At 67.5% G+C, this 20,485-nt stretch carries 23 protein-coding genes; 8 read left to right on the forward strand and 15 right to left on the reverse strand.

The genetic code is table 11. The annotated features are described in order from the left end of the window. Window positions 1–22: 22 nt before the first annotated feature. The 13 genes from VAPA_RS21465 to flgB all read right to left on the reverse strand — a co-directional run bounded on the left by VAPA_RS21465 (window position 23) and on the right by flgB (window position 13,150). On the reverse strand, window positions 23–1,768 hold the full coding sequence (locus tag VAPA_RS21465; RefSeq protein ID WP_021008866.1) for a methyl-accepting chemotaxis protein: 1,746 nt from the start codon (window positions 1,766–1,768) through the stop codon (window positions 23–25). Between the two features lie 18 nt (window positions 1,769–1,786). Continuing rightward, window positions 1,787–3,532 carry a methyl-accepting chemotaxis protein gene (locus VAPA_RS21470; RefSeq protein WP_021008867.1) on the reverse strand — a complete coding sequence of 582 codons (1,746 nt, stop codon included), beginning with the start codon at window positions 3,530–3,532 and terminating at the stop codon, window positions 1,787–1,789. Window positions 3,533–3,561: 29 nt separating this feature from the next. Beyond that, the gene (locus VAPA_RS21475; RefSeq protein WP_021008868.1) at window positions 3,562–5,205 is read right to left on the reverse strand and encodes a methyl-accepting chemotaxis protein; all 1,644 of its coding nucleotides are present in this window, start codon (window positions 5,203–5,205) and stop codon (window positions 3,562–3,564) included. A 103-nt stretch (window positions 5,206–5,308) separates the two neighbouring features. Then, on the reverse strand, window positions 5,309–5,806 hold the full coding sequence (locus tag VAPA_RS21480) for a chemotaxis protein CheW (protein WP_080666868.1): 498 nt from the start codon (window positions 5,804–5,806) through the stop codon (window positions 5,309–5,311). 22 nt (window positions 5,807–5,828) lie between these two features. Next, window positions 5,829–6,800 (reverse strand): flagellar assembly peptidoglycan hydrolase FlgJ, encoded by a 972-nt coding sequence (gene flgJ / locus VAPA_RS21485; protein ID WP_021008870.1) that lies wholly within the window; start codon window positions 6,798–6,800, stop codon window positions 5,829–5,831. Between the two features lie 8 nt (window positions 6,801–6,808). Next, entirely contained in the window at window positions 6,809–7,924 is a 1,116-nt protein-coding gene (locus tag VAPA_RS21490) for a flagellar basal body P-ring protein FlgI (RefSeq protein WP_021008871.1), read from the reverse strand. 119 nt (window positions 7,925–8,043) lie between these two features. Next, complete coding sequence (locus VAPA_RS21495; RefSeq protein ID WP_021008872.1) at window positions 8,044–8,724, reverse strand: flagellar basal body L-ring protein FlgH; 681 nt, start codon at window positions 8,722–8,724, stop codon at window positions 8,044–8,046. Beyond that, complete coding sequence (gene flgG, locus VAPA_RS21500; protein ID WP_021008873.1) at window positions 8,721–9,503, reverse strand: flagellar basal-body rod protein FlgG; 783 nt, start codon at window positions 9,501–9,503, stop codon at window positions 8,721–8,723. Before flgG ends, VAPA_RS21495 begins: the two co-directional genes overlap by 4 nt. Window positions 9,504–9,543: 40 nt before the next feature. Beyond that, entirely contained in the window at window positions 9,544–10,290 is a 747-nt protein-coding gene (locus tag VAPA_RS21505; RefSeq protein WP_021008874.1) for a flagellar basal body rod protein FlgF, read from the reverse strand. Between the two features lie 7 nt (window positions 10,291–10,297). After that, the gene (gene flgE / locus VAPA_RS21510) at window positions 10,298–11,512 is read right to left on the reverse strand and encodes a flagellar hook protein FlgE (protein WP_021008875.1); all 1,215 of its coding nucleotides are present in this window, start codon (window positions 11,510–11,512) and stop codon (window positions 10,298–10,300) included. Window positions 11,513–11,598: 86 nt separating this feature from the next. After that, a complete protein-coding gene (locus VAPA_RS21515; RefSeq protein WP_021008876.1) occupies window positions 11,599–12,285 on the reverse strand; it encodes a flagellar hook assembly protein FlgD in 687 nt (228 codons plus the stop codon). 23 nt (window positions 12,286–12,308) lie between these two features. Then, window positions 12,309–12,725 (reverse strand): flagellar basal body rod protein FlgC, encoded by a 417-nt coding sequence (gene flgC, locus VAPA_RS21520; RefSeq protein WP_021008877.1) that lies wholly within the window; start codon window positions 12,723–12,725, stop codon window positions 12,309–12,311. A gap of 17 nt (window positions 12,726–12,742) precedes the next feature. Beyond that, a complete protein-coding gene (gene flgB / locus VAPA_RS21525; RefSeq protein WP_021008878.1) occupies window positions 12,743–13,150 on the reverse strand; it encodes a flagellar basal body rod protein FlgB in 408 nt (135 codons plus the stop codon). A 163-nt stretch (window positions 13,151–13,313) separates the two neighbouring features. On the opposite strand from flgB, the gene flgA reads away from it, so the two are divergent. From flgA to VAPA_RS21540, 3 genes are all read left to right on the forward strand, one after another. Continuing rightward, a complete protein-coding gene (flgA, locus tag VAPA_RS21530) occupies window positions 13,314–14,030 on the forward strand; it encodes a flagellar basal body P-ring formation chaperone FlgA (protein ID WP_230558904.1) in 717 nt (238 codons plus the stop codon). A 91-nt stretch (window positions 14,031–14,121) separates the two neighbouring features. Further along, window positions 14,122–14,418 carry a flagellar biosynthesis anti-sigma factor FlgM gene (gene flgM / locus VAPA_RS21535; RefSeq protein ID WP_021008880.1) on the forward strand — a complete coding sequence of 99 codons (297 nt, stop codon included), beginning with the start codon at window positions 14,122–14,124 and terminating at the stop codon, window positions 14,416–14,418. A gap of 5 nt (window positions 14,419–14,423) precedes the next feature. Further along, window positions 14,424–14,873: a flagella synthesis protein FlgN gene (locus tag VAPA_RS21540; RefSeq protein WP_021008881.1), complete on the forward strand. Its 450-nt coding sequence runs from the start codon at window positions 14,424–14,426 to the stop codon at window positions 14,871–14,873. A gap of 3 nt (window positions 14,874–14,876) precedes the next feature. On the opposite strand, the gene VAPA_RS21545 is transcribed toward VAPA_RS21540, so the two are convergent. Together VAPA_RS21545 and VAPA_RS21550 are read right to left on the reverse strand one after the other, a co-directional pair. Continuing rightward, a complete protein-coding gene (locus VAPA_RS21545) occupies window positions 14,877–15,644 on the reverse strand; it encodes a Crp/Fnr family transcriptional regulator (protein WP_021008882.1) in 768 nt (255 codons plus the stop codon). Between the two features lie 160 nt (window positions 15,645–15,804). Beyond that, window positions 15,805–16,080 (reverse strand): hypothetical protein, encoded by a 276-nt coding sequence (locus VAPA_RS21550; protein ID WP_021008883.1) that lies wholly within the window; start codon window positions 16,078–16,080, stop codon window positions 15,805–15,807. A gap of 132 nt (window positions 16,081–16,212) precedes the next feature. Between VAPA_RS21550 and hemA the strand changes: the two genes are divergently transcribed. From hemA to VAPA_RS21575, 5 genes are all read left to right on the forward strand, one after another. Then, complete coding sequence (gene hemA, locus VAPA_RS21555) at window positions 16,213–17,484, forward strand: glutamyl-tRNA reductase (RefSeq protein WP_021008884.1); 1,272 nt, start codon at window positions 16,213–16,215, stop codon at window positions 17,482–17,484. 99 nt (window positions 17,485–17,583) lie between these two features. After that, window positions 17,584–18,696: a peptide chain release factor 1 gene (gene prfA, locus VAPA_RS21560; protein ID WP_021008885.1), complete on the forward strand. Its 1,113-nt coding sequence runs from the start codon at window positions 17,584–17,586 to the stop codon at window positions 18,694–18,696. Further along, the gene (prmC, locus tag VAPA_RS21565) at window positions 18,693–19,550 is read left to right on the forward strand and encodes a peptide chain release factor N(5)-glutamine methyltransferase (RefSeq protein ID WP_021008886.1); all 858 of its coding nucleotides are present in this window, start codon (window positions 18,693–18,695) and stop codon (window positions 19,548–19,550) included. The genes prfA and prmC overlap by 4 nt, the downstream gene beginning before the upstream one ends. Before the next feature lie 29 nt (window positions 19,551–19,579). Continuing rightward, complete coding sequence (grxD, locus tag VAPA_RS21570; protein ID WP_021008887.1) at window positions 19,580–19,909, forward strand: Grx4 family monothiol glutaredoxin; 330 nt, start codon at window positions 19,580–19,582, stop codon at window positions 19,907–19,909. A gap of 15 nt (window positions 19,910–19,924) precedes the next feature. Next, window positions 19,925–20,440, forward strand: a complete 516-nt coding sequence (locus tag VAPA_RS21575; protein WP_021008888.1) for a cupin domain-containing protein — start codon at window positions 19,925–19,927, stop codon at window positions 20,438–20,440. The last annotated feature ends 45 nt before the right edge of the window (window positions 20,441–20,485 follow it).

Raw genomic sequence — 20,485 nt, forward strand, 5'->3', positions numbered from 1 at the left:
CGCAAGACTTGAGGCCCTCAGCTCAAAATTCCGTCCAATCGCCACCCGCCGTGCCGGCCGCGGCCAGCTGCGGGGCTGCGGTGGCCTCGTTCTTCCTGCCCGCCGCCGGCCGAAGGACCTTTGGAACGGCCTGGAGAGAACGCAGCGCCGTCGGAGCGGCAAATGCGGGCTCGGGACGAAGGGCCTGTGTTCCAGGCTCCAGCCTGAACACGCTCACGGCCTCCACCAGGCTCGCGGCCTGCTCCTGCATCGACTGCGCCGCGGCGGCCGCCTCTTCCACCAGCGCCGCGTTCTGCTGCGTCACCTGGTCCATCTGCGCAATCGCCTGGTTCACCTGCTCGATGCCCGTGCTCTGCTCCTGGCTGGCCGCGGTGATCTCGCCGATGATGTCGGTCACACGTTTGACGCTGCCCACGATCTCGGCCATCGTCTTGCCGGCTTCGCCGACGAGCGCGCTGCCCACGTCGACCTTGCCGACCGAGTCGTCGATCAGGCCCTTGATTTCCTTGGCCGCTGCGCCCGAGCGCTGCGCGAGGTTTCTCACTTCGGAGGCCACGACCGCAAAACCTCTGCCCTGTTCGCCGGCACGCGCGGCTTCCACGGCCGCGTTCAGCGCCAGGATGTTGGTCTGGAACGCGATGCCGTCGATCACGCCGATGATGTCGACGATCTTTTTCGAGGACGCATTGATGGAGGCCATGGTGTCCACCACCTGGCCCACGACGTTGCCGCCCTTCACTGCCACTTCGGAGGCCGACAAGGCCAGCTGGTTGGCCTGCCGTGCGTTGTCGGCGTTCTGCTTCACGGTGCTCGTGAGTTCTTCCATCGACGCGGCCGTCTGCTCCAGCGAACTCGCCTGCTCCTCCGTTCTGGAAGACAGGTCCTGGTTGCCAGCGGCGATCTCGCCCGAGGCGGTGGCGATCGCGTCGCTCGACGTCTTGATCCGCACCACGACCTCGGTCAGCTGGTCCTGCATGCGCTTGATCGAGAACAGCAGGCTGCCGGTACGGGCCGAGCGGGCCTGCACGCTTTCGGTCAGGTCGCCGCTCGCGATGCGGCCGACCACGTCGGCGGCATAGCCGGGCTCGCCGCCCAGTTGCCGCGCCAGCAGCCGTGCCACCACCACGCCGAGCCCCACGCTGATGGCGATGCCGGTCAGCGCCATCAACACCATCAGGAGCCGCGAGGTCTTGAACGTGCGTGCGGCTCCTTCCATGCTGTCCCTGGCCTGCTGGTCGCTGTAGGCCACCATGCGCTGAAGCACTTTCTCCAGCGCGCGGGACTCCTTGAGCAGCTGCTCGCTTTCCTGGGGCACGCTGCCTTCGAACTGCGAGCTGTCCAGCGACTGCCTGGCGATCAGGTCGGCGAAATCGGCCAGGTGCTTTCGCAGCGGCGGCATCAGGCGCTGGTACTGCTCGCTGAGTTCCCGGCCCTCGGGCGTCTCCTCGAGCAGGGGCTTGACCTCGGCCACGTTCGATTCGAGCGCCTTCACGGCATTCTTCAATTCCGTGAAGCCGACGTTGCGCTCGCCCTTGGTGCCGGCCGACAGCAGGCCCATCTGGGCGCGGCTGGCGTCCAGCAGGTGGATGTTGGCCGCCTGCACGGCCTTCATCGTGCGCAGGTCGTGGCCGTAGAGGTTTTCAGTCGAGGCGTTGATGCGCCCCATGTGAAAGATGCCGAGCCCGCCAACTGCGGCACCCACCGCCGCAACCACGAGAAAGCTGAGAACCAGCCTGACGGCGACACGAAGCTCCTGGAACCATTTCATTTTTTTTCCTGAGGTACGTTAGAACTCGGTCCAGTCGCCCGGTGCGGCGGCATGGGCCGCAGCGAGCCTTGGGGCGGAACGGGTTTCGGCTGCGCGGCGTGCCGCTGCCGGCCGGGCGGGCGCCTTCAGCGCGGGCACCGCCCTGCGCGGCGGCAGCGCCGGCTGGACACGGGCCTGCATCTGAACGAGCGCGCGGGGCGCGTTGTCGGTGTCGAGCTTGAACACGCTGACCGACGCGACCAGGCCCGCGGCCTGCTCCTGCATCGACTGCGCCGCGGCGGCCGCCTCTTCCACCAGCGCCGCGTTCTGCTGCGTCACCTGGTCCATCTGCGCAATCGCCTGGTTCACCTGCTCGATGCCCGTGCTCTGCTCCTGGCTGGCTGCCGTGATCTCGCCCATGATGTCGGTCACGCGCTTCACGCTGTCGACGATCTCGTCCATCGTGCGCCCCGCCTCGGCCACCTGCCGACTGCCGGCTTCGACCTTGTCCACCGAGTCGTCGATCAAGCCCTTGATTTCCTTGGCTGCTGCGCCCGAGCGCTGTGCGAGGTTTCTCACCTCGGAGGCCACCACCGCGAAGCCCCGGCCCTGCTCGCCTGCGCGTGCCGCTTCCACTGCGGCATTGAGCGCCAGGATGTTGGTCTGGAACGCGATGCCGTCGATCACGCCGATGATGTCGACGATCTTCTTGGACGAGGCATTGATCGAGCCCATGGTGTCCACCACCTGATTCACCACGCCGCCGCCGCGCATGGCCACTTCGGAGGCGGAGACCGCCAGCTGGTTGGCCTGGCGCGCGTTGTCCGCGTTCTGCTTCACGGTGCCGGTGAGCTGCTCCATCGAGGCGGCCGTCTGTTCGAGCGAGCTCGCCTGTTCCTCGGTGCGCGAGGACAGGTTCTGATTGCCCGCCGCGATCTGGGTCGAGGCCGACACCACGTTCGACACGTTGGTGTCCACGTCCACCACGATGGCCGAGAAGTTCGCGCTCATCTGGTTCAGCGCGCGCAGCAGATGGCGCATCTCGTCCTCGGGGCGGACCTCGAACCTCGCAATGCCTCCGGAGGCAATGGCCTGCGCCACCTGCACCGCCTGGTCCATGGGCCGAAACACCGTGCGGTCGAGGAAGTAGCCGAAGCCGGCCCAGGCCAGGGCGCAAACCGCAGTGCCGGCGGCCCAGGCCTCGGGGCCGGCCCAGCCGAGCCAGCCGGCTGCGCCGAGCATCAGCATCGACAGGGCCGCGGCCGTGGTCGAGCCCAGCACACGCATGCGTATGGGAAGGCGGCGCAGGCTGGCCAGAAGGCTCGTCCAGCCGCGCTTGACGACTTCGCCCTGCCGGATCGCCAGGCCCCTGGCCTCGCCTTCCCTGAACCTGCGATAGAGCTGCTCGGCCTGCGCGACGTCCGCGCGATCGGGCTTGCTGCGCACCGACATGTAGCCCTCGACCTCGCCCCTGCGGCGGATTGGCGTCACGTTCGCGAGCACCCAGTAGAAATCCCCGTTCTCGCGCCGGTTCTTGATCACGCCGGTCCAGGGCAGCCCCTGCTTCAGCGTGTCCCACATGTCGGCAAAGGCCTCGGGCGGCATGTCGGGGTGCCGGATCATGTTGTGCGGCTTGCCGATGAGTTGCGCCACGGCGTAGCCGCTGGCGGTCACGAAGGCCGGGTTGACGTAGGTGATGCGCCCTTTCAGGTCGGTGCGCGACACCAGTGCTGCGTCGTCGTCGAGCAGGTATTCGTTGGCGGTGACGGGTAAATTGACTCTCATGCGTTCCGAATCGGTTGGTTGGTTTCTCTCTAGGCGAAGGCTTGCTGTGCGGACCGCAGTGCAAGGCCCGGATGGATGTCGCTCGGCACGCTTGAAGCAAATGCCGGTTCTCGCGCGCCTCTTGCGCCGGCTTCGAGCCTGAACACGCTGACCGACGCGACCAGGCCCGCGGCCTGCTCCTGCATCGACTGCGCCGCGGCGGCCGCCTCTTCCACCAGCGCCGCGTTCTGCTGCGTCACCTGGTCCATCTGCGCAATCGCCTGGTTCACCTGCTCGATGCCCGTGCTCTGCTCCTGGCTGGCTGCCGTGATCTCGCCCATGATGTCGGTCACGCGCTTCACGCTGTCGACGATCTCGTCCATCGTGCGCCCCGCCTCGGCCACCTGCCGACTGCCGGCTTCGACCTTGTCCACCGAGTCGTCGATCAAGCCCTTGATTTCCTTGGCTGCTGCGCCCGAGCGCTGTGCGAGGTTTCTCACCTCGGAGGCCACCACCGCGAAGCCCCGGCCCTGCTCGCCTGCGCGTGCCGCTTCCACTGCGGCATTGAGCGCCAGGATGTTGGTCTGGAACGCGATGCCGTCGATCACGCCGATGATGTCGACGATCTTCTTGGACGAGGCATTGATCGAGCCCATGGTGTCCACCACCTGATTCACCACGCCGCCGCCGCGCATGGCCACTTCGGAGGCGGAGACCGCCAGCTGGTTGGCCTGGCGCGCGTTGTCCGCGTTCTGCTTCACGGTGCCGGTGAGCTGCTCCATCGAGGCGGCCGTCTGTTCGAGCGAGCTCGCCTGTTCCTCGGTGCGCGAGGACAGGTCCTGGTTGCCCGCGGCAATCTGGCCCGAGGCCGTCGCGATCGCATCGGTGCCGTGGCGAACCTCGCCCACCACCTTGGCCAGGCTGCCGTTCATGCCCTTGAGCGCATGCATCAACTGGCCGGTCTCGTCCTTCGTCGTCACGTCGATACGGCTGGTCAGGTCACCGGCCGCAACCGCTTCGGCCACCTCGACGGCACGGCGCAGCGGATGCGTGATGCTGCGCACCAGCAACCAGGCGAGCACCAGGCCCAGGCCCAGCGACAGCGCACCGAAGACGACCAGCATCAGGCTGGTGCTGGCGCGCGTCTCCTTGCTGCGCTCGGCCGCGGCATCGAGCTGTACCCGCTCCGCATCCACCATCTGCTGCACGCCCGCGAGGTAGGTGCGCGAGGTGGGTTCGAAACGTTCGTTGAAGACCCGGTTGGCGCCTTCCATGTCGCCCGCCAGCTTGGCCTTGCTGACTTCCTCGCGGGCCGCGAGGTAGGCCTTGCGAAGCTCGCCGACCTTGTCGAACACCTGCTTCTTTTCCGGCGTGTCCATCTGGTCCTCGATGAACTTCTGCAGTTCGTTCGTCTCCTTGATGGCAGCAGCGGTGGCTGGTGCGAAGTAGGAAATCAGGCTCGCATCGCTGCTCTTGGCGATGGCCGCGGCGCGCTGGACACCCGCGGTGGTGTGGCGCAGCCAGTCGGAGCCGGCACGCTCGGTCTTGATGTTCTTCTCGACCATCGCATTGATTTCCTCGCCGAGCTGCCGCAGCTTCAGCACGGCAAGCACGCTGCTCGTGAGAGACAGGGCGAGGATGACGCCGATCACGACGGCCAGCCGCTTGCCTATGGAAATATTGCTCAGAAACATGCTCATGACTCCAGAAAATCAGGAAAGGGCAAGCACGCAATGCGCGCACTTGCCGTAAGAAAGGTTGTGTGCGCCGGCCGATTTCTCCCTGGCCGCGACGGCATCAGGCAGCGATCTTTTCGACCAGGCCCATCTCGTCGCTGGACATCAGCTTGTCGATGTCCACCAGGATCAGCATCCGCTCGTCCAGCGTGCCCAGCCCGATCAGGTAGTCGGTGTCCAGCACCGAGCCCATCTCCGGCGCCGGCTTGATCTGCTCCGCGCTCAAGGTGATCACGTCCGACACGCTGTCCACCACCATGCCCACCACGCGCCCACCGATGTTCAGCACGATCACCACCGTGAACTGGTCGTAGCTCGGCGTGCCCAGCTTGAACTTGATGCGCATGTCGATGATCGGAACGATGATCCCGCGCAGGTTCACCACGCCCTTGATGTATTCCGGCGCATTCGCAATGCGCGTCACCGCGTCGTAGCCGCGCAGCTCCTGCACCTTCTGGATGTCGATGCCGTATTCCTCCTGGCCCAGCGTGAAGGTCACCACCTCCAGCCGGCTCGAGGTGGCAGGCGCCGCGGCGCCGCGATGTTGTGGGGGGGTCATGATCTCTGCCATATAAATTCCTTCAGCTGAACTTCTGCATGATGCGAACGAGCTTCTGCCCGTACTGCGGATCGGTTGCGTACCCGGCCTTCTGCAGGCCGTGCGCGGCCTCGGCCGGTGTGTCGGCGGCCAGCACGTTGGCGTAGCGGGGGTTGCGCGTGATGAACCGGGCGTAGTCGGTGAAGGCCTCGTCGTAGGAGCCGTAGGCCCGGAACTTCGCGCGCACACGCTGCGGTTCTCCGTCGACGTATTCGGTCGTGGTGGTCTCCACCACCGGCCCCTTCCAGCTGCGGTCGGCCTTGATGCCGAACAGGTTGAAGCTCTGGGTGCCGTCGTCGGCGCGGATCTCGCGCTTGCCCCAGCCCGATTCGAGCGCGGCCTGCGCAAGGATCAGCGGCGCGGGCACGCCGCTGGCCGCACTCGCCACCTGCGCGGAGCCGCCCATGCGCTGCACGAAACTGTCGACGTTGCCCTGCAGCGATGCCACGGCGCCCGAGGCCGGGCGGTCGCTGTTGCGCTGGTAGATGCCCAGATCCACCGATGCGGCCGCCGGCCGGGGCGGCGCGGACTGCAATGGCGCCGAGCCGAGCGGAATGCCCGACTGCGGCGTGAGCGGAATGCCCACGCGGGGCGCGAGCGACATGCCTTCGCTGCCGCTGCCGTCCGTTTCGCCCGAGGGCGCAGCGCGGCTGAGCTGCGCGAGCATCGCCTCGGCCAGGCCCACGCCGCGCCCCGAAAGGTTTTGCGCGAGCTGCTGGTCGAGCATCGACATGTAGACCTTCTCGTCGCGGTTCTCGAGCAGCCCGCTCGACGGCGTGGCCTCGCGCATGCTCTTGAGCACCATGTTCATGAACAGCGCCTCGAACTGGCGCGACACCTGCTTCAGGCCCTCTTGGGGCGAGGTGCGCACGGTGTGCCGCAAGGCATCGACGCTCTGCACGTCGAGTGCAAGGCGCTGGTCCAGCGCGCCGCTTCTGCTTTCGGTGATGGCCATGCCGCTGCTCAGATGATTTCGAGCTCGGCGCGCAGCGCGCCGGCGGATTTCATGGCCTGCAGGATCGACACCAGGTCCTGCGGATTGGCACCCAGGCTGTTCAGGCCCTTGATCACGTCGGCCAGCGAAGCGCCGCCGCGCACCATCTGCAGGGCGCCGCCGCCCTGGTTGATCGAGATCTGCGAGGTCTGCCCGACCACGGTGGAGCCGCCGGAAAATGCGTTGGGCTGGCTCACCACGGGCTCGGTGTTGATGACCACGGACAGGTTGCCGTGCGCCACCGCGCAGTCGTTCACGCGCACGGCCTGGTTCATGACCACGGAGCCGGTGCGCGCATTGACGACCACGCGGGCGACCGCCTGCGTCGGCGTGACTTCGAGGCTTTCCAGCCGCGCGAGAAAGCCCACGCGTTCCTGCGGCGCGGGCGCCCGCACCTGGATCACGCGGGCGTCGAGCGCCTGCGCGGTGCCCGGGCCGAACTGCCGGTTGATGGCGTCGGCCGCCTGCTGCACCGTGCCGAAATCGGAGCGGTTGAGTTCGAGCGTGAAGGTGCTCTCGCCGCCCACCGGCGCCTCGACGCCGCGCTCCACCAGCGCGCCGGCCGGAATGCGGCCCGAGCTGAGCTGGTTGACCTGCGCCTTGCTGCCGTTGGCCGACGCACCCGCGCCGCCGACCACCATGTTGCCCTGCGCGATCGCATAGACCTGCCCGTCGACGCCCTTGAGCGGCGTCATCAGCAGCGTGCCGCCGCGCAGGCTCTTGGCATTGCCCATCGAGGACACCGTCACGTCGATGTTCTGGCCCGGCCGCGCGAACGAAGGCAACGTGGCCGTGACCATCACCGCCGCCACGTTCTTCAGCTGCATGTTCACGCCCTGCGGAATCGTGATGCCCAACTGCTGCAGCATGTTGTTCAGGCTCTGCGTGGTGAACGGCGTCTGCATCGTCTGGTCGCCCGTGCCGTCGAGCCCGACCATGAGGCCGTAGCCGATCAGCGGGTTGTCGCGCACGCCCTGGATGCTCGCGAGCTCCTTCAGCCGCTCGGCTTGTGCAGGCGTGGCCCACGCGGCCGCGCAGAGTGCGCCAAGGCCGATCAATGAACGCACATTGCGGAAGAAATTCATGGTGGTATTCCCTTTCGCAGGACGCCGCGGAACCGGCTTTGCCGGGCCGCTGGCGTCGCCCCCGGCGAGGGGGTTGGCGTAGCGACACGAAGTGCGCGAAGACTGGGGGTGTGCCATGGCTAGAACGGCATGACGTTGAGGAAGAAGCGCTGCATCCATCCCATGTGCTGCGCCTCGTCGATGTAGCCCTTGGCCGTGTATTCGATGCGCGCATCGGCCACCAGCGTCGACGGCACGGTGTTGCTGCCCGAGACCGTGCGCGGGTTCACCACGCCCGAGAACCGGATGTATTCGGTGCCCTGGTTGATGCCCATCTGCTTCTCGCCGCTGACCAGCAGGTTGCCGTTGCGCATCACGTCCACCACCGTGACCGTGATCACGCCGTTGAAGGTGTTGTTGGCGTTTGCGCCGCCCTTGGCGTCGAGCTTGTTGCCGCCCGACAGCTTCGCGTCCTGCCCGTCGAGCAGCGAGCCCAGCAGCTTCGGAATGCCGGCAAAGTCCGCGGCCAGGCTTCCCGTGCGGCTCGCCGATGCACCCGAGTTCTTGCTCGCATTGACCCGCTCGCTGATGACGATGGTCAGGATGTCGCCCACGTTGCGCGGCCGGCGGTCTTCGAACAGCGCGCTGCCGCCGGGACCGTCCTGGAAGATCGCGCCGTTCGCGCGCCGCGGCATCGAAGCCATGTTCTCCGCCCGCGCCGTCATCGGCTGATGCACCAGCGGCTCCCGCGGAACCTGCGCGCAACCCGAGGCCAGCACGGCAGCGACCGACAGCACCAAGCGCAGCCTGGAGGTGTTCATAGCTGAGCTAAGCGCTGCAGCATCTGGTCCGAGGTTTGGACCGCCTTGCTGTTGATCTCGTAGGCGCGCTGCGTGGCGATCATGTTGACCAGCTCTTCGACCACGTTGACGTTCGATGCCTCCACGTAGCCCTGGCTCAGGATGCCGGCGCCGTCGACGCCCGGGTTCACCTGGTTCGGCGCGCCGGAGGCATCGGTCTCCGCATAGAGGTTCTCGCCCTTGCTCTGCAGGCCGGCCGGGTTCAGGAAGGTGGCCAGCTGCAGCTGCCCGACCTGCACCGTGTTGGTCTGCCCTGCCTGCGTGATCGACACGATGCCGTCGCGGCCGACGGTCAGGCTGGTGGCGTTCGCGGGCAGCGTGATGGCCGGCTGCACCGGGAAGCCGCTGGCCGTGACGAGCTGGCCGTCGCGGTCGGTCTGGAACGAGCCGTCGCGCGTGTACGAGGTGGTGCCGTCGGGCATCAGCACCTGGAAGAAGCCGCCGCCGTTGATGGCCACGTCCGTCGGCTTGTCGGTCTTGGTGAGGTTGCCCTGCGAGTGGATGCGCTCGGTGGCGACCACGTGCACGCCGGTGCCCACCTGCAGGCCCGAAGGCAGCCGGGTCTGGTCCGAGGTCTGGCCGCCGACCTGGCGCAGGTTCTGATACATCAGGTCCTCGAACACGGCGCGGCTTCGCTTGAAGCCCGTGGTGCCGACGTTGGCGAGGTTGTTCGACACCACGTCGAGTTGGGTCTGTTGTGCATCGAGGCCGGTCTTGGCGATGTAGAGCGAGCGCATCATGGCGAAAAATCCTTGGGAAGTGGGGTGGTGGGGCGCTGGCTCAGCCGTACGCCAGCAGCTTGTTGGCCGACTGCGCGTTCTCGTCCGCGCTGCGCATCGACTTCATCTGCATCTCGAAGCTGCGGGCGTTGGCGATCATGGCCACCATGGCCTCGACGCCGTTGACGTTGCTGCCCTCGACCGCGCCGGTGGTCACGGTCACGGCCGCATCGGGCTCGGCGGGCGCGAGGCCCTCGCGCATGCGAAAGAGGCCGTCGGCGCCGCGCACCAGGTCGGCCACGGGTGGATTGACCAGCTTCAGGCGGCCCACCTCGGCAATGCCGATGGCCGGGTCGCCGGCCCCGCGCGCGGTGACGAGGCCGTTGGCAGCGATGGCGACGGTGGAGCCGGGCGGCACCACCAGTGCGCCGGCATCGCCGGCCACGGGCAGCGAGCCCATGGTCGTGAGCTGCCCCTCGGCGTTTACCTGCAGGTTGCCGACGCGGGTGTAGGCCTCGCCGCCGTCGGGCGTCTGCACCGCAAGCCAGCCGTCGCCGTGAATGGCGACATCGAGCGCGCGGCCGGTTTCCGTGAGCGGACCGTGGCTGAAGTCGGCGCCGGGCGTGGTGGCGACCACGTAGGCGCGCGTCGGCGCCTCGGCGCCGCCGGCCACCGGCACCGCGCGAAAGCTGTTGATCTGCGCGCGGAACCCGGGCGTGGAGGCGTTCGCCATGTTGTTGGCGACGGAGGCCTGCTGCTCCATGGCCTGCTTGGCGCCGCTCATCGCGACATACAGCATGCGGTCCATGGGCGGCTCAGCGGATGTTGATCAGGGTCTGGACGACCTGATCCTGCGTCTTCACCGTCTGCGCATTGGCCTGGTAGCTGCGCTGCGCGACGATCAGGTTGACGAGCTCGGAGGTCAGGTCGACGTTCGACGCTTCCAGCGCGCCCGAGGCAAGCGAGCCCTGCTTGGTGCCCGCGCCCGGCGTGCCGGTGAGCGGCTGGCCCGAGGCCAGCGTTTCGCCCCAGACGTTCTCGCCCATCGGCTCCAGGCCGTTGGGGTTGGCGAAGGAAGTCAGCACCACCTGGCCCATCAGCGTCGTCTGTTCGTTGGAGAACTTGCCGGTGATGGTGCCGTCGGGGTTGATCGAGAACGAGGTGAGCGTGCCGGAGGTGTAGCCGTCCTGCTTGAGCGTCTTGATTTCGTTGACGTTGCCGAACTGCGTGGTGCCGGAGAGGTCGACCGTGGCGTTGAGCGCCACCGAGCCGTTGGTGAAGTTCATGGCCGGCAGCGTCAGCTTGCCGCCGGTCGGCGTGAGCAGGTTGCCGTTGCCGTCGAAGCTCATCGTCGAGATCGCTGCACCGCCATTGAGTGCGGTGCCGTCGGCGGCGCCGTACACGTCCCAGGCGTTGGCGCCGGTCTTCACGAAGAAGACGCCGAGCTCGTGCGGATTGCCGAGCGAATCGAAGATCGGGCCGAGCGCGTTCGAATAGTTGAAGGTGTCCGAATCGGTCGGAGAGAACGGCGTCTTGGTCGGCACCGTGCCGCGCGCGTCCAGATTGAAGGTGGCGTTGATGGCGGTGGTCGCCTTCGGGCTCATGGCCGTGGTCTGGACCTGCAGCGGGCCCGGCGTGCCGCCATCGAGGCCGCCCGTCGCGGAGACGCCGTAGCCCGTCAGGCGCAGGCCGGCGGCGTTGACGATGAAGCCGTCCTTGTCGCGCGTGAACTGGCCATTGCGCGAATACATCACCTCGCCGCTCGGGCTGCTGAGGCGAAAGAAGCCGTCGCCGTTGAGGATCGCCACGTCCAGCGGCCGGCTGCTGGTCTGCACCGAGCCCTGCGTGAAGTTCTGCACGATGCCCGACACCGCAACGCCCAGGCCGACGCGCGAGCCGGCGTACACGTCCTGGAAGGTCGCCGCGCCCGACTTGAAGCCGACCGTGCCGGAGTTCGCGATGTTGTTGCCGATGACGTCCAGGTTGGCGGCGGCCGCGGACAGGCCGCTGATGCCTTGGGAAAAGCCCATGATCGAATCCTTGTTTCAGTGCAATGAAGAAGAAATGGCCTGCGGCGCGCGGGCCACTGCCGATGAGGAAGACACGCGATAGCTGCTCAGAGGAACATGCGCACGTCGGCCAGGCCGATGCTCTGGCCCGACATCAGTTCGAGCGTGACGCCGCTGGCGCCCTGCTTGACGGCGGCCACCTGCGAGAAGACGAGCGAGGTCGCCTCCACGGAGGTGCCGTTGTTGGTGGCGGAGACGGTGAAGCTGTAGGTGCCCGGTGCGGCTGCGGTGCCGTCGTCGGCCTTGCCGTCCCAGGTGACGGCGTTGACGCCTTCGGTCATCGAACCGAGCGAGAGCGTGCGCACCGTGTTGCCCGCGGCGTTGACGATCTCCACTTCGACGGTGCCGGCGGTAGCCGGCAACTGCACGGCGAAGGACACGGCCGCCGGCTCCTCGCCGGCCTTGGGCTCCGTGGTGCTCAAGGCGTTGCCCGGCGACAGCACGTTGTAGCCGATGAGCGATGCCGCCTGCAGCACCTGGTTGGCGCCGGTCTGGTTCACCAGTCCGCTGAGTGCGGTGTTGAGCCGCTCGATGCCGCTCACGGTGCTCATCTGCGCGAGCTGGGACGTGAGCTCGGCGTTCTCCATCGGGTTGAGCGGATCCTGGTTGTTGAGCTGCGTCACCAGCAGCTTGAGAAAGCGCTGCTCGCTGTCCGCCTGCGAGACGTTGCTGCCGCTCGATGCGGCCGTGGCTGCGTTGAGCCCGGAGATGGAGGAGGTGTCGGAGATGGCCATGGTTCTTGTTGCGGGTGTGGGGGTTACTGGCCGATGCTCAGCGTCTTGACCATCAGGGTCTTGGCAGTGTTCAGCACCTCGACGTTGGCCTGGTAGCTGCGCGAGGCGGAAATCATGTTGGTCATCTCTTCGACCACGTTGACGTTGGGCATTGCCACGTAGCCCTTGGCGTCGGCATGCGGGCTCCTCGGGTCGAAGACCATCTTCAGCGGCGAGGGGTCCTCGATGACCCCGGCAACCTTCACGCCGCCGATGTCCTGCTGGCCAGAGGCGGCCACTTCGAAGACCACCTGCTTGGCACGGTAGGGCTTGCCGTCGGGGCCGGCAACGCTCTCGGCGTTGGCGAGGTTGCTCGCCGTCACGTTCATGCGCTGCGACTGCGCGGCCATGGCGGAGCCCGCCACGCTGAAGATGTTCATGGAAGCGCTGGGATGGGGCATGCGTGGCTCCTCTGTGCTTATTGCGCGGCGGAGAGCAGCGACTTGATCTTGGCGCTGACCACCGTGAGGTTGGCTTCGTAGCGCAGCGCGTTGTCGGCGAAGTTGATGCGCTCGGCATCCATCTCGACGGTGTTGCCGTCGATGCTCGACTGGCTCGGCACGCGGTACAGCAGGTCGCGCTCGGGCATCGACGGCGGCGCGTCGGCCTGGATGTGGCGCGACGACGTGGCGGCCATCTGCACCGGCTGCGATGCGCGGCCGTGCTCGACCGCCTGCGTCAGGCGGCTCGCGAAATCGAAGTCACGCGCCTTGTAGTTGGGCGTGTCGGCGTGGGCGATGTTGGCCGCCAGCACTTCCTGGCGCTGCGCCCGAAGGTTCAGTGCTTCGCGGTTGAAGCGAAGCGCCGCATCCAGCTTGTCGATCATGTGTTTCCATCTTTCGAGGCGTCGCGTCCCTTGCGGGGCATGGCGACAGATGGAAAGCGAGTCTATGCATGCACTGCGTTCGCAATGGCCCGAACAAAGGGGCATTTGGCGTGCACTTCGAATCTTCGGATCGGGTGCGCCTTCCTAGAATTGCCGGGCACCCATGATGGAAAAAAAACCTTATCGCCCGCGCCGCCTGAAGCTCGTGCTGCCTGCCCTGGCAGCAGGGTTGGGCGCGGCAATGTCCGTGTCCGCAGCGCCGCTCGCGGGCGATGCGCGCGCCGCCGTCGACAGGCTGCTGCAGGCCCAGACCGCCGGACTGCCCGGCAAGGTCAGCATTCGCGTCGAGGCTCCGGCATCGGGCCCGCTGCCCGCTTGCGATGCACTCGAGCCTTTCCTGCCTCGCGGCGCCGCGGCGTGGGGCCGGGTGTCGGTCGGCCTGCGCTGCCATTCGGAACTGAAGCCCTGGACCCGCTTCGTGCTGGCCCACGTGGCGGTCGAGGGGCGCTACTTCGTGGCCGCGCGCAACATCGATACCGGCCAGGCCTTGGGCACGGGCGATTTCATCGCCCGCGACGGCGATCTCACGGCCCTGCCGCGCTCGGTCGTGACCGACGCCGCCGAGCTGCAGGGCGTCGTGGCCGCCAACCGCATTGCGTCCGGCGCGCCGCTCAGGCGCGAACTGATGCGCGGCGTGGCCGTGATCCAGCAAGGCCAGACCATCAAGGTCGTTGCCGAAGGTCCGGGCTACGTCGTCAGCACCGAAGCCCGCGCGATGGCCAGCGCCAGCGCGGGCGCGACCGTGCGGGCGAAGACCGTGGACGGCCGCATGGTCAGCGGCGTTGCCGACGAGGAAGGGCAGATCCGCCTGCCGCAGTAGCCACAATGGCCGCATTCATGGCGCGATGCACACTGCCCTAAAGTTCTGGCCCGAACTGCCGATACATCAGGCAGCCCTTTGAGGAACCATCTTGAAAATCGATCCATTCGCCCCTTCGGCCACACCGCTCCCCCGAACGAACAAGGGCGCATCGTCCTCGCCCGCCAGCGGCGCCGATGCCGTCCAGGGCGGCAGGAACCCGGTGCAGCTCTCGTCGGGGCAGGTGCATTCGCTGCCCGAGGCGCCCAACTCCGATTTCGATGCAGCGCGCGTTGCCTCGATCCGCGAGGACATCCGGGCCGGGCGCTACGAAATCCACCCCGACCGGATCGCCCGCGGCCTGCTCGCCAGCGTGCGCGAACTGCTCCACGAAAACGGAAAGCTCTGAACACCATGCTGGTTCACCTGTTGGCCGAAAAAACCTGTGTCGAGGAATTCCTGTCGGTGCTGGAGCAGGAAGCGCAGGCCATGAAGAACGGCCTCTTCGCCGACCTGCCCTCGCTCACCGAGCGCAAGGCCGGCCTGCTGGACCGCATGGCGGCACTCGACCAGGCGCGCGAATCGGCCCAGGTGGCACGGGGTTTCGAGCCCGGTCGCGCGGGTGCCGATGCCGCCGCCGCGGCGGACGGCGAGGCCTCGCTCGCCGCCTGGACGGCGCTGGTCGAGCTTGCGCAGCAGGCCAAGGCCTGCAACCGGCGCAATGGGTCGATGGTGTACAGCCAGCTCGACTTCACGCAGAACGCATTGCACTACCTGCAGGCCGGCGCGCAGCCCTTCTACGGGCCGGACGGCATCCGCAAGGCCGCCAGCGCTGCGGGAACGCGGCTGGCGGTGGGTTACTAGGCCTTACTTGCGGGACTTGCCCGACTTGGGCGGCGCCTCGAACAGCTCCGAGAAGAACGACGGATTCACCTCCCCGGAGTCCTTGGCGGCAGGGCTCGGCTCGCCAGGCGGAAGCTCCTGGAAATCCGACGACGCGAAGTGCGGCGGAACATAGACCCCGTGCTCGTCCCTCCTGACCAGGCCGCGGCGTTCCAGGTCCCGCATGGTCTTGTTGACCTGCATCCTGGAAAGCCCCGAATAGGAGGCGATGACCGACTGGGTGATGCGCTTGTCGTAGCCGCCGTCGGTGCCCGGGGCCAGAACGGTGAGTTCGTGCAGGATGCGGCTGATGAGCCGCTCGGACGAGGCCGATGAAATCTGCCGGATCTGCCTGCGCAGCACCGTGGTGCGCTTCATCACCACGTCGAGCAGGCCCATCGTCACCGCCGGATAGCGGTCGCACAGCGACCGGAATTCCATCGTGGGCACCAGATACAGGGAGGTGGGCAATGCTGCAACCAGTGTCGCGCCGGCCTGGTAGCGCTCCTCGATCAGGGCGGAGTTCAGGAAGAAGTCGTCCTGCCGGATGAAATCGGTCGTGACGTCGCCGCTGTCCCCGCTCCCCTGCACCACCACCCGCAGCAGGCCGGTGGCCACGCAGTAGATGCGGTCGGACCACTCGTCCGCCGCCAGCACGACTTCGTTGCGCCGGTAGGACCGAAGTTCGATGCGCTGGACGAAGGCTGCGCGCTCATCCTGGGGAACGCTGGCTATAAGAGGATGCAAATACATCTGTACCGTCCATGGGCTGCCTTGCCGCATACTGGCTCAAAGCGGCTGCCTGCAACTCTTTCCTCTTTCTAAATGTGAATATTTACCAGATGAGATTCATATATTAACAGCCAGTAACATCTGGACACGCAACATCATCGCATGTCTTTGCCGGGAGAATCTACTTTCGCCAGCCGTCCGAGACCAGCCATTGACTTGTACCGCATGCGAGCACAAGCGCCGCGTAGGTGGCCATCGCGCCGTCGCGGCCCAGAAAGACCACGCCGCCCAGTAGCACCAGCGCCCCCACGCCTGAATTGATGGCGCCCTGGGCCCACCATGCGGGCGCGCCGGCCTTTCGCCGGAAGACCCGGCCCATGAGCGCGCACAGGAAGCCGACGGCCAGCGCCGGCGCCACGAAGTTCAGCAGGTGATTGAGGAGATCCAGCAGGGACATGGGGTAGGAATGGGGTATCGAAGGCCGCCGGACAAAAGCAAGGGCGCTCGCGGCGCCCTTGTGTTCTCGAGTTGCATGCGGCCAAGCCCCTCGGCAGCCGCACGGCTCCTGCTGATTTTATAATCAGTGCATATGTCAGTCTGGACACTGGGCTTGAACCACACGACCGCGCCACTCGATCTGCGCGGTCGTTTCGCGTTCGCGCTCGATCAGCTGGCACCCACGCTGCAGAGCCTGCGCAGCTCGTTCGCCACCGGACGCCATCCGCAGGTCGAAGCCGCGATCATCTCCACTTGCAACCGCACCGAGATCTACTGCGCCGCCGAGCATGCCGCGCTCGACCACACGGTCGGCTGGCTGGCCGAGAGCGGCGGCGTCGCACCGGCGCTGCTGCGCTCGCATGCGTATGCGCTGCAGGACGACGAGGCGGCGCGCCATGTCTTCCGCGTGGCCAGCGGACTCGATTCCATGGTGCTCGGCGAGGCCCAGATCCTCGGCCAGATGAAAGACGCCGTGCGCGCGGCCGAAACCGTTGGCGCGCTCGGCAGCACGCTCAACCAGTTGTTCCAGCGCTCCTTCGCGGTGGCGAAGGAAGTGCGCACCGCCACCGAGATCGGCGCGCACTCCATCAGCATGGCCGCGGCGGCCGTCCGGCTGGCCGGCCAGCTGTTCGAAGACCTGTACCAGACGCGCGTGCTGTTCGTCGGCGCGGGCGAGATGATCGACCTGGCCGCCACGCATTTCGCGGCCAAGGACCCGAAGGCCATCGCCATTGCCAACCGCACGCTCGAGCGCGGCGAAAAGCTGGCCTCGCGCTTCGGCGGCGAGGCGATGCGGCTGGCCGACCTGCCGAACCGGCTGGCCGAGTTCGACATCGTGGTGAGCTGCACCGCCAGCACGCTGCCGATCATCGGCCTGGGCGCCGTCGAGCGCGCACTCAAGGCGCGCAAGCACCGTCCGATGTTCATGGTCGACCTGGCCGTGCCGCGCGACATCGAGCCCGAAGTGAAGGCGCTCGAGGACATCTACCTCTACACCGTCGACGACCTCGCCCAGGTGGTGCAGCAGGGCCAGGCCAACCGCCAGGCGGCCGTGGCGCAGGCCGAGGTCATCATCGACGCCGGCGTGCAGAGCTTCATGCACTGGCTGGGCCAGCGCGGCACCGTGCCGCTGATCCAGCAGCTCAATGCCCAGGCCGACGAATGGCGCGCCGCCGAAATGGCACGCGCGCGCAAGCTGCTGGCCAGGGGCGAGCCGGTCGATGCGGTGCTCGAGGCCATGTCGCGCGGACTCACGCAAAAGTTGCTGCACGGCGCCATGGCCGAACTGCACGCGGGCGACGCCGAATCGCGCGAGCACACCGCGCAGACCATCTCGCGCCTGTTCCTGCGCAAAGAGCGTTAGCGACGCTCGCCAGCGGCCCGGCCCCGCCGGCCGCGGCCCCATGCGCCCTGCCGCAGCACCGCGGCGCCCTTCCCCCATTTTTCCGAGCTCCTTTCCGCCGTGAAGACCTTTCTGCGCCACCAACTCGAACGCTACGCCCAGCGCCTCGGCGAACTCGACTTCCTGCTTTCGCGCGAAGACATCATGAGCGACATGGCGCAGTACCGCACCATCTCGCGCGAGCATGCAGAGATCACGCAGATCGCGGGCCGCTACGAGCGCTACAAGCAGCGCGAAGCCGACATCGCCGGCGCGGCCGAGATGCTCGACGACCCCGACATGGCCGAGATGGCCCGGGAAGAAATCGCCGCCGCGCAGGCCGAGCTCGCGCAGCTCGAGGAAGAGCTCCAGCGCCTGCTGCTGCCCAAGGACCCGGACGACGCGCGCAACGCCTTCCTCGAAATCCGCGCCGGCACCGGCGGCGACGAATCGGCGCTGTTTGCGGGCGACCTGCTGCGCATGTACATGCGCTACTGCGAACGCGCCGGCTGGCGCTGCGAAGTGGTGAGCGAGAGCGAGAGCGAGCTCGGCGGCTACAAGGAAGTGGTCGTGCGCATCGTCGGCCAAGCCGGCAATGGCCCTTCCGGGTCCGGGGTGTTCGGCCACCTGCGCTTCGAATCCGGTGGCCACCGCGTGCAGCGTGTGCCGGCCACCGAGACCCAGGGCCGCATCCACACCAGCGCCTGCACGGTGGCCGTGCTGGCCGAGCCCGACGAAACCGTGGCGGTGCAGATCAACCCGGCCGACCTGCGCATCGACACCTACCGCGCCAGCGGCGCGGGCGGCCAGCACATCAACAAGACCGATTCGGCCGTGCGCATCACGCACATTCCGACCGGCATCGTGGCCGAGTGCCAGGACGACCGCAGCCAGCACCGCAACAAGGCCAAGGCGCTGCAGGTGCTGTCGGCGCGCATCCAGGAAAAGGACCGCAGCGAGCGCGCGGCCAAGGACGCGGCGATGCGCAAGGGGCTGATCGGCAGCGGCGACCGCTCCGACCGCATCCGCACCTACAACTTCCCGCAGGGCCGGCTCACCGACCACCGCATCAACCTCACGCTCTACAAGCTGCAGGCCATCATGGAAGGCGACCTTGGCGACGTGCTCGATGCGCTGCGCGCCGCGCGCGAGGCCGAGCAGCTGGCCGAGCTGGAATCGAGCCTGCCGGCATGACGGCCACAGCAGCGACCACCACGCCATCCACCGTGGCCCAGGCGCTGGCCGCGGCCGTGGCACTGGGCGTCGACCGGCTCGACGCCCAGTTGCTGCTGCTGCATGCGCTGGGCCGCGCGCCGCACGACCGCGCCTGGCTGCTGGCGCACGACACCGACGCCATTTCCGATGCGGCGTGGTCCGCCCTCGCAGCGCAGCTGTCGCGCCGGCTGGCGGGCGAGCCGGTGGCCTACCTGCTCGGCGAAAAGGAATTCCACGGCCTCGGCCTGCAGGTGGATGCGCGGGTGCTGGTGCCGCGCCCGGACACCGAAACGCTGGTCGACTGGGCCCTGCAATGCCTCGAAGGCCGCAAGGCGCCGCGCGTGCTCGACCTGGGCACCGGCAGCGGCGCCATCGCGCTGGCGCTGCAGCATGCACGCCCCGACGCGCAGGTCGACGCGGTCGATGCCAGTGCCGATGCGCTGGCCGTCGCACAGGCCAATGCGCAGCGCCTGGGCCTGCCGGTGCGTTTGCGCCAGGCCCATTGGCTGGACGGGGCCGCCAGTGGCTACGCGGCCATTGCCAGCAATCCGCCCTACATCGCAGCCGGCGACCCGCACCTGCCCGCGCTGCAGCACGAGCCCTTGGCCGCGCTGGTGGCCGGGCCCGACGGGCTGGCCGACATCCGCCAGATCGTGCAGCAGGCCCCCGCCCATCTTGCAGATGGCGGCTGGCTGCTGCTCGAACACGGCCACGACCAGGCCCTGCCCGTGCGCCAGCTGCTCGAAGCGCGCGGTTTTGCCGAAGTCCAAAGCCGCGATGACCTTGCCGGCATCCAGCGCTGCTCCGGCGGGATCTGGCGCACGGTGAAATAATCCCCCCAGACCACTTTTCAGGAGTCCCCATGTCCGACGCCCAGCAACGCATCGACGATCTCGTCAAAACCAACGACCTCGTGCTCTTCATGAAAGGGAATGCGAGCTTTCCGATGTGCGGCTTCTCCGGCCGCGCCATCCAGATCCTCAAGGCGGTCGGCGTCGACACCAGGACGCTCAAGACCGTCAACGTTCTCGAAGACGACGGCATCCGCCAGGGCATCAAGGAATACAGCAACTGGCCCACGATCCCCCAGCTCTACGTGAAGGGCGAATTCGTCGGCGGCTCGGACATCATGATGGAGATGTACGAGTCGGGCGAGCTGCAGCAAGTGCTGGGCGGCAGCAATCCGGCCTGATTCCCGGTGCCCGCCATGAGCCACGACCACGACGGTCATTCCGACGGCCATGCGCATGACGGCAAGGCTACGCCGGCCTGGAAGCACGATGGCGTGCGCGTGATCGCGGCCCACCAGCTCGACGTCAACACGGCCCAGACGCCCGGCATGAACCGGGCCGCGGCCATCGACTTTGCGCGCGTCGGCGCGCAGAAGCTCTGGGCCGGCACCGTCACCATCCATGCCGATGCCAAAACCGGCGCCCACCACCACGGGCACCTCGAATCGGTGATCTACGTGGTGCGCGGCCGGGCCCGCATGCGCTGGGGCGAGAAGCTCGAGTTCACGGCCGAGGCTGGCCCGGGCGACTTCATCTATGTGCCGCCGTACGTGCCGCACCAGGAAATCAACGCCAGCGCCACCGAGTCGCTCGAATGCGTGCTGTGCCGCAGCGACGGCGAGGCGGTGGCCGTGAACCTCGACATCGAACCGGTGGAGAAACCCGAATCGGTGCTGTGGGTCGACCCGACCCATCCGCACGGCGGCGTCTGATCGCTTTTCCCGGGCCGAGTCATGGCACCATGGCATTCTTCGCCG

Source organism: Variovorax paradoxus B4 (assembly GCF_000463015.1).
Lineage (GTDB): Bacteria > Pseudomonadota > Gammaproteobacteria > Burkholderiales > Burkholderiaceae_C > Variovorax > Variovorax paradoxus_E.

Excerpts from the sequence above, each read along its gene's own strand:
- VAPA_RS21465 (WP_021008866.1), bottom strand. The coding sequence starts at position 1,768 with ATGAAATGGTTCCAGGAGCTTCGTGTCGCCGTCAGGCTGGTTCTCAGC.
- VAPA_RS21470 (WP_021008867.1), bottom strand. The coding sequence starts at position 3,532 with ATGAGAGTCAATTTACCCGTCACCGCCAACGAATACCTGCTCGACGAC.
- VAPA_RS21475 (WP_021008868.1), bottom strand. The coding sequence starts at position 5,205 with ATGTTTCTGAGCAATATTTCCATAGGCAAGCGGCTGGCCGTCGTGATC.
- VAPA_RS21480 (WP_080666868.1), bottom strand. The coding sequence starts at position 5,806 with ATGACCCCCCCACAACATCGCGGCGCCGCGGCGCCTGCCACCTCGAGC.
- flgJ (WP_021008870.1), bottom strand. The coding sequence starts at position 6,800 with ATGGCCATCACCGAAAGCAGAAGCGGCGCGCTGGACCAGCGCCTTGCA.
- VAPA_RS21490 (WP_021008871.1), bottom strand. The coding sequence starts at position 7,924 with ATGAATTTCTTCCGCAATGTGCGTTCATTGATCGGCCTTGGCGCACTC.
- VAPA_RS21495 (WP_021008872.1), bottom strand. The coding sequence starts at position 8,724 with ATGAACACCTCCAGGCTGCGCTTGGTGCTGTCGGTCGCTGCCGTGCTG.
- flgG (WP_021008873.1), bottom strand. The coding sequence starts at position 9,503 with ATGATGCGCTCGCTCTACATCGCCAAGACCGGCCTCGATGCACAACAG.
- VAPA_RS21505 (WP_021008874.1), bottom strand. The coding sequence starts at position 10,290 with ATGGACCGCATGCTGTATGTCGCGATGAGCGGCGCCAAGCAGGCCATG.
- flgE (WP_021008875.1), bottom strand. The coding sequence starts at position 11,512 with ATGGGCTTTTCCCAAGGCATCAGCGGCCTGTCCGCGGCCGCCGCCAAC.
- VAPA_RS21515 (WP_021008876.1), bottom strand. The coding sequence starts at position 12,285 with ATGGCCATCTCCGACACCTCCTCCATCTCCGGGCTCAACGCAGCCACG.
- flgC (WP_021008877.1), bottom strand. The coding sequence starts at position 12,725 with ATGCCCCATCCCAGCGCTTCCATGAACATCTTCAGCGTGGCGGGCTCC.
- flgB (WP_021008878.1), bottom strand. The coding sequence starts at position 13,150 with ATGATCGACAAGCTGGATGCGGCGCTTCGCTTCAACCGCGAAGCACTG.
- flgA (WP_230558904.1), top strand. The coding sequence starts at position 13,314 with ATGATGGAAAAAAAACCTTATCGCCCGCGCCGCCTGAAGCTCGTGCTG.
- VAPA_RS21540 (WP_021008881.1), top strand. The coding sequence starts at position 14,424 with ATGCTGGTTCACCTGTTGGCCGAAAAAACCTGTGTCGAGGAATTCCTG.
- VAPA_RS21545 (WP_021008882.1), bottom strand. The coding sequence starts at position 15,644 with ATGTATTTGCATCCTCTTATAGCCAGCGTTCCCCAGGATGAGCGCGCA.
- VAPA_RS21550 (WP_021008883.1), bottom strand. The coding sequence starts at position 16,080 with ATGTCCCTGCTGGATCTCCTCAATCACCTGCTGAACTTCGTGGCGCCG.
- hemA (WP_021008884.1), top strand. The coding sequence starts at position 16,213 with ATGTCAGTCTGGACACTGGGCTTGAACCACACGACCGCGCCACTCGAT.
- prmC (WP_021008886.1), top strand. The coding sequence starts at position 18,693 with ATGACGGCCACAGCAGCGACCACCACGCCATCCACCGTGGCCCAGGCG.
- grxD (WP_021008887.1), top strand. The coding sequence starts at position 19,580 with ATGTCCGACGCCCAGCAACGCATCGACGATCTCGTCAAAACCAACGAC.
- VAPA_RS21575 (WP_021008888.1), top strand. The coding sequence starts at position 19,925 with ATGAGCCACGACCACGACGGTCATTCCGACGGCCATGCGCATGACGGC.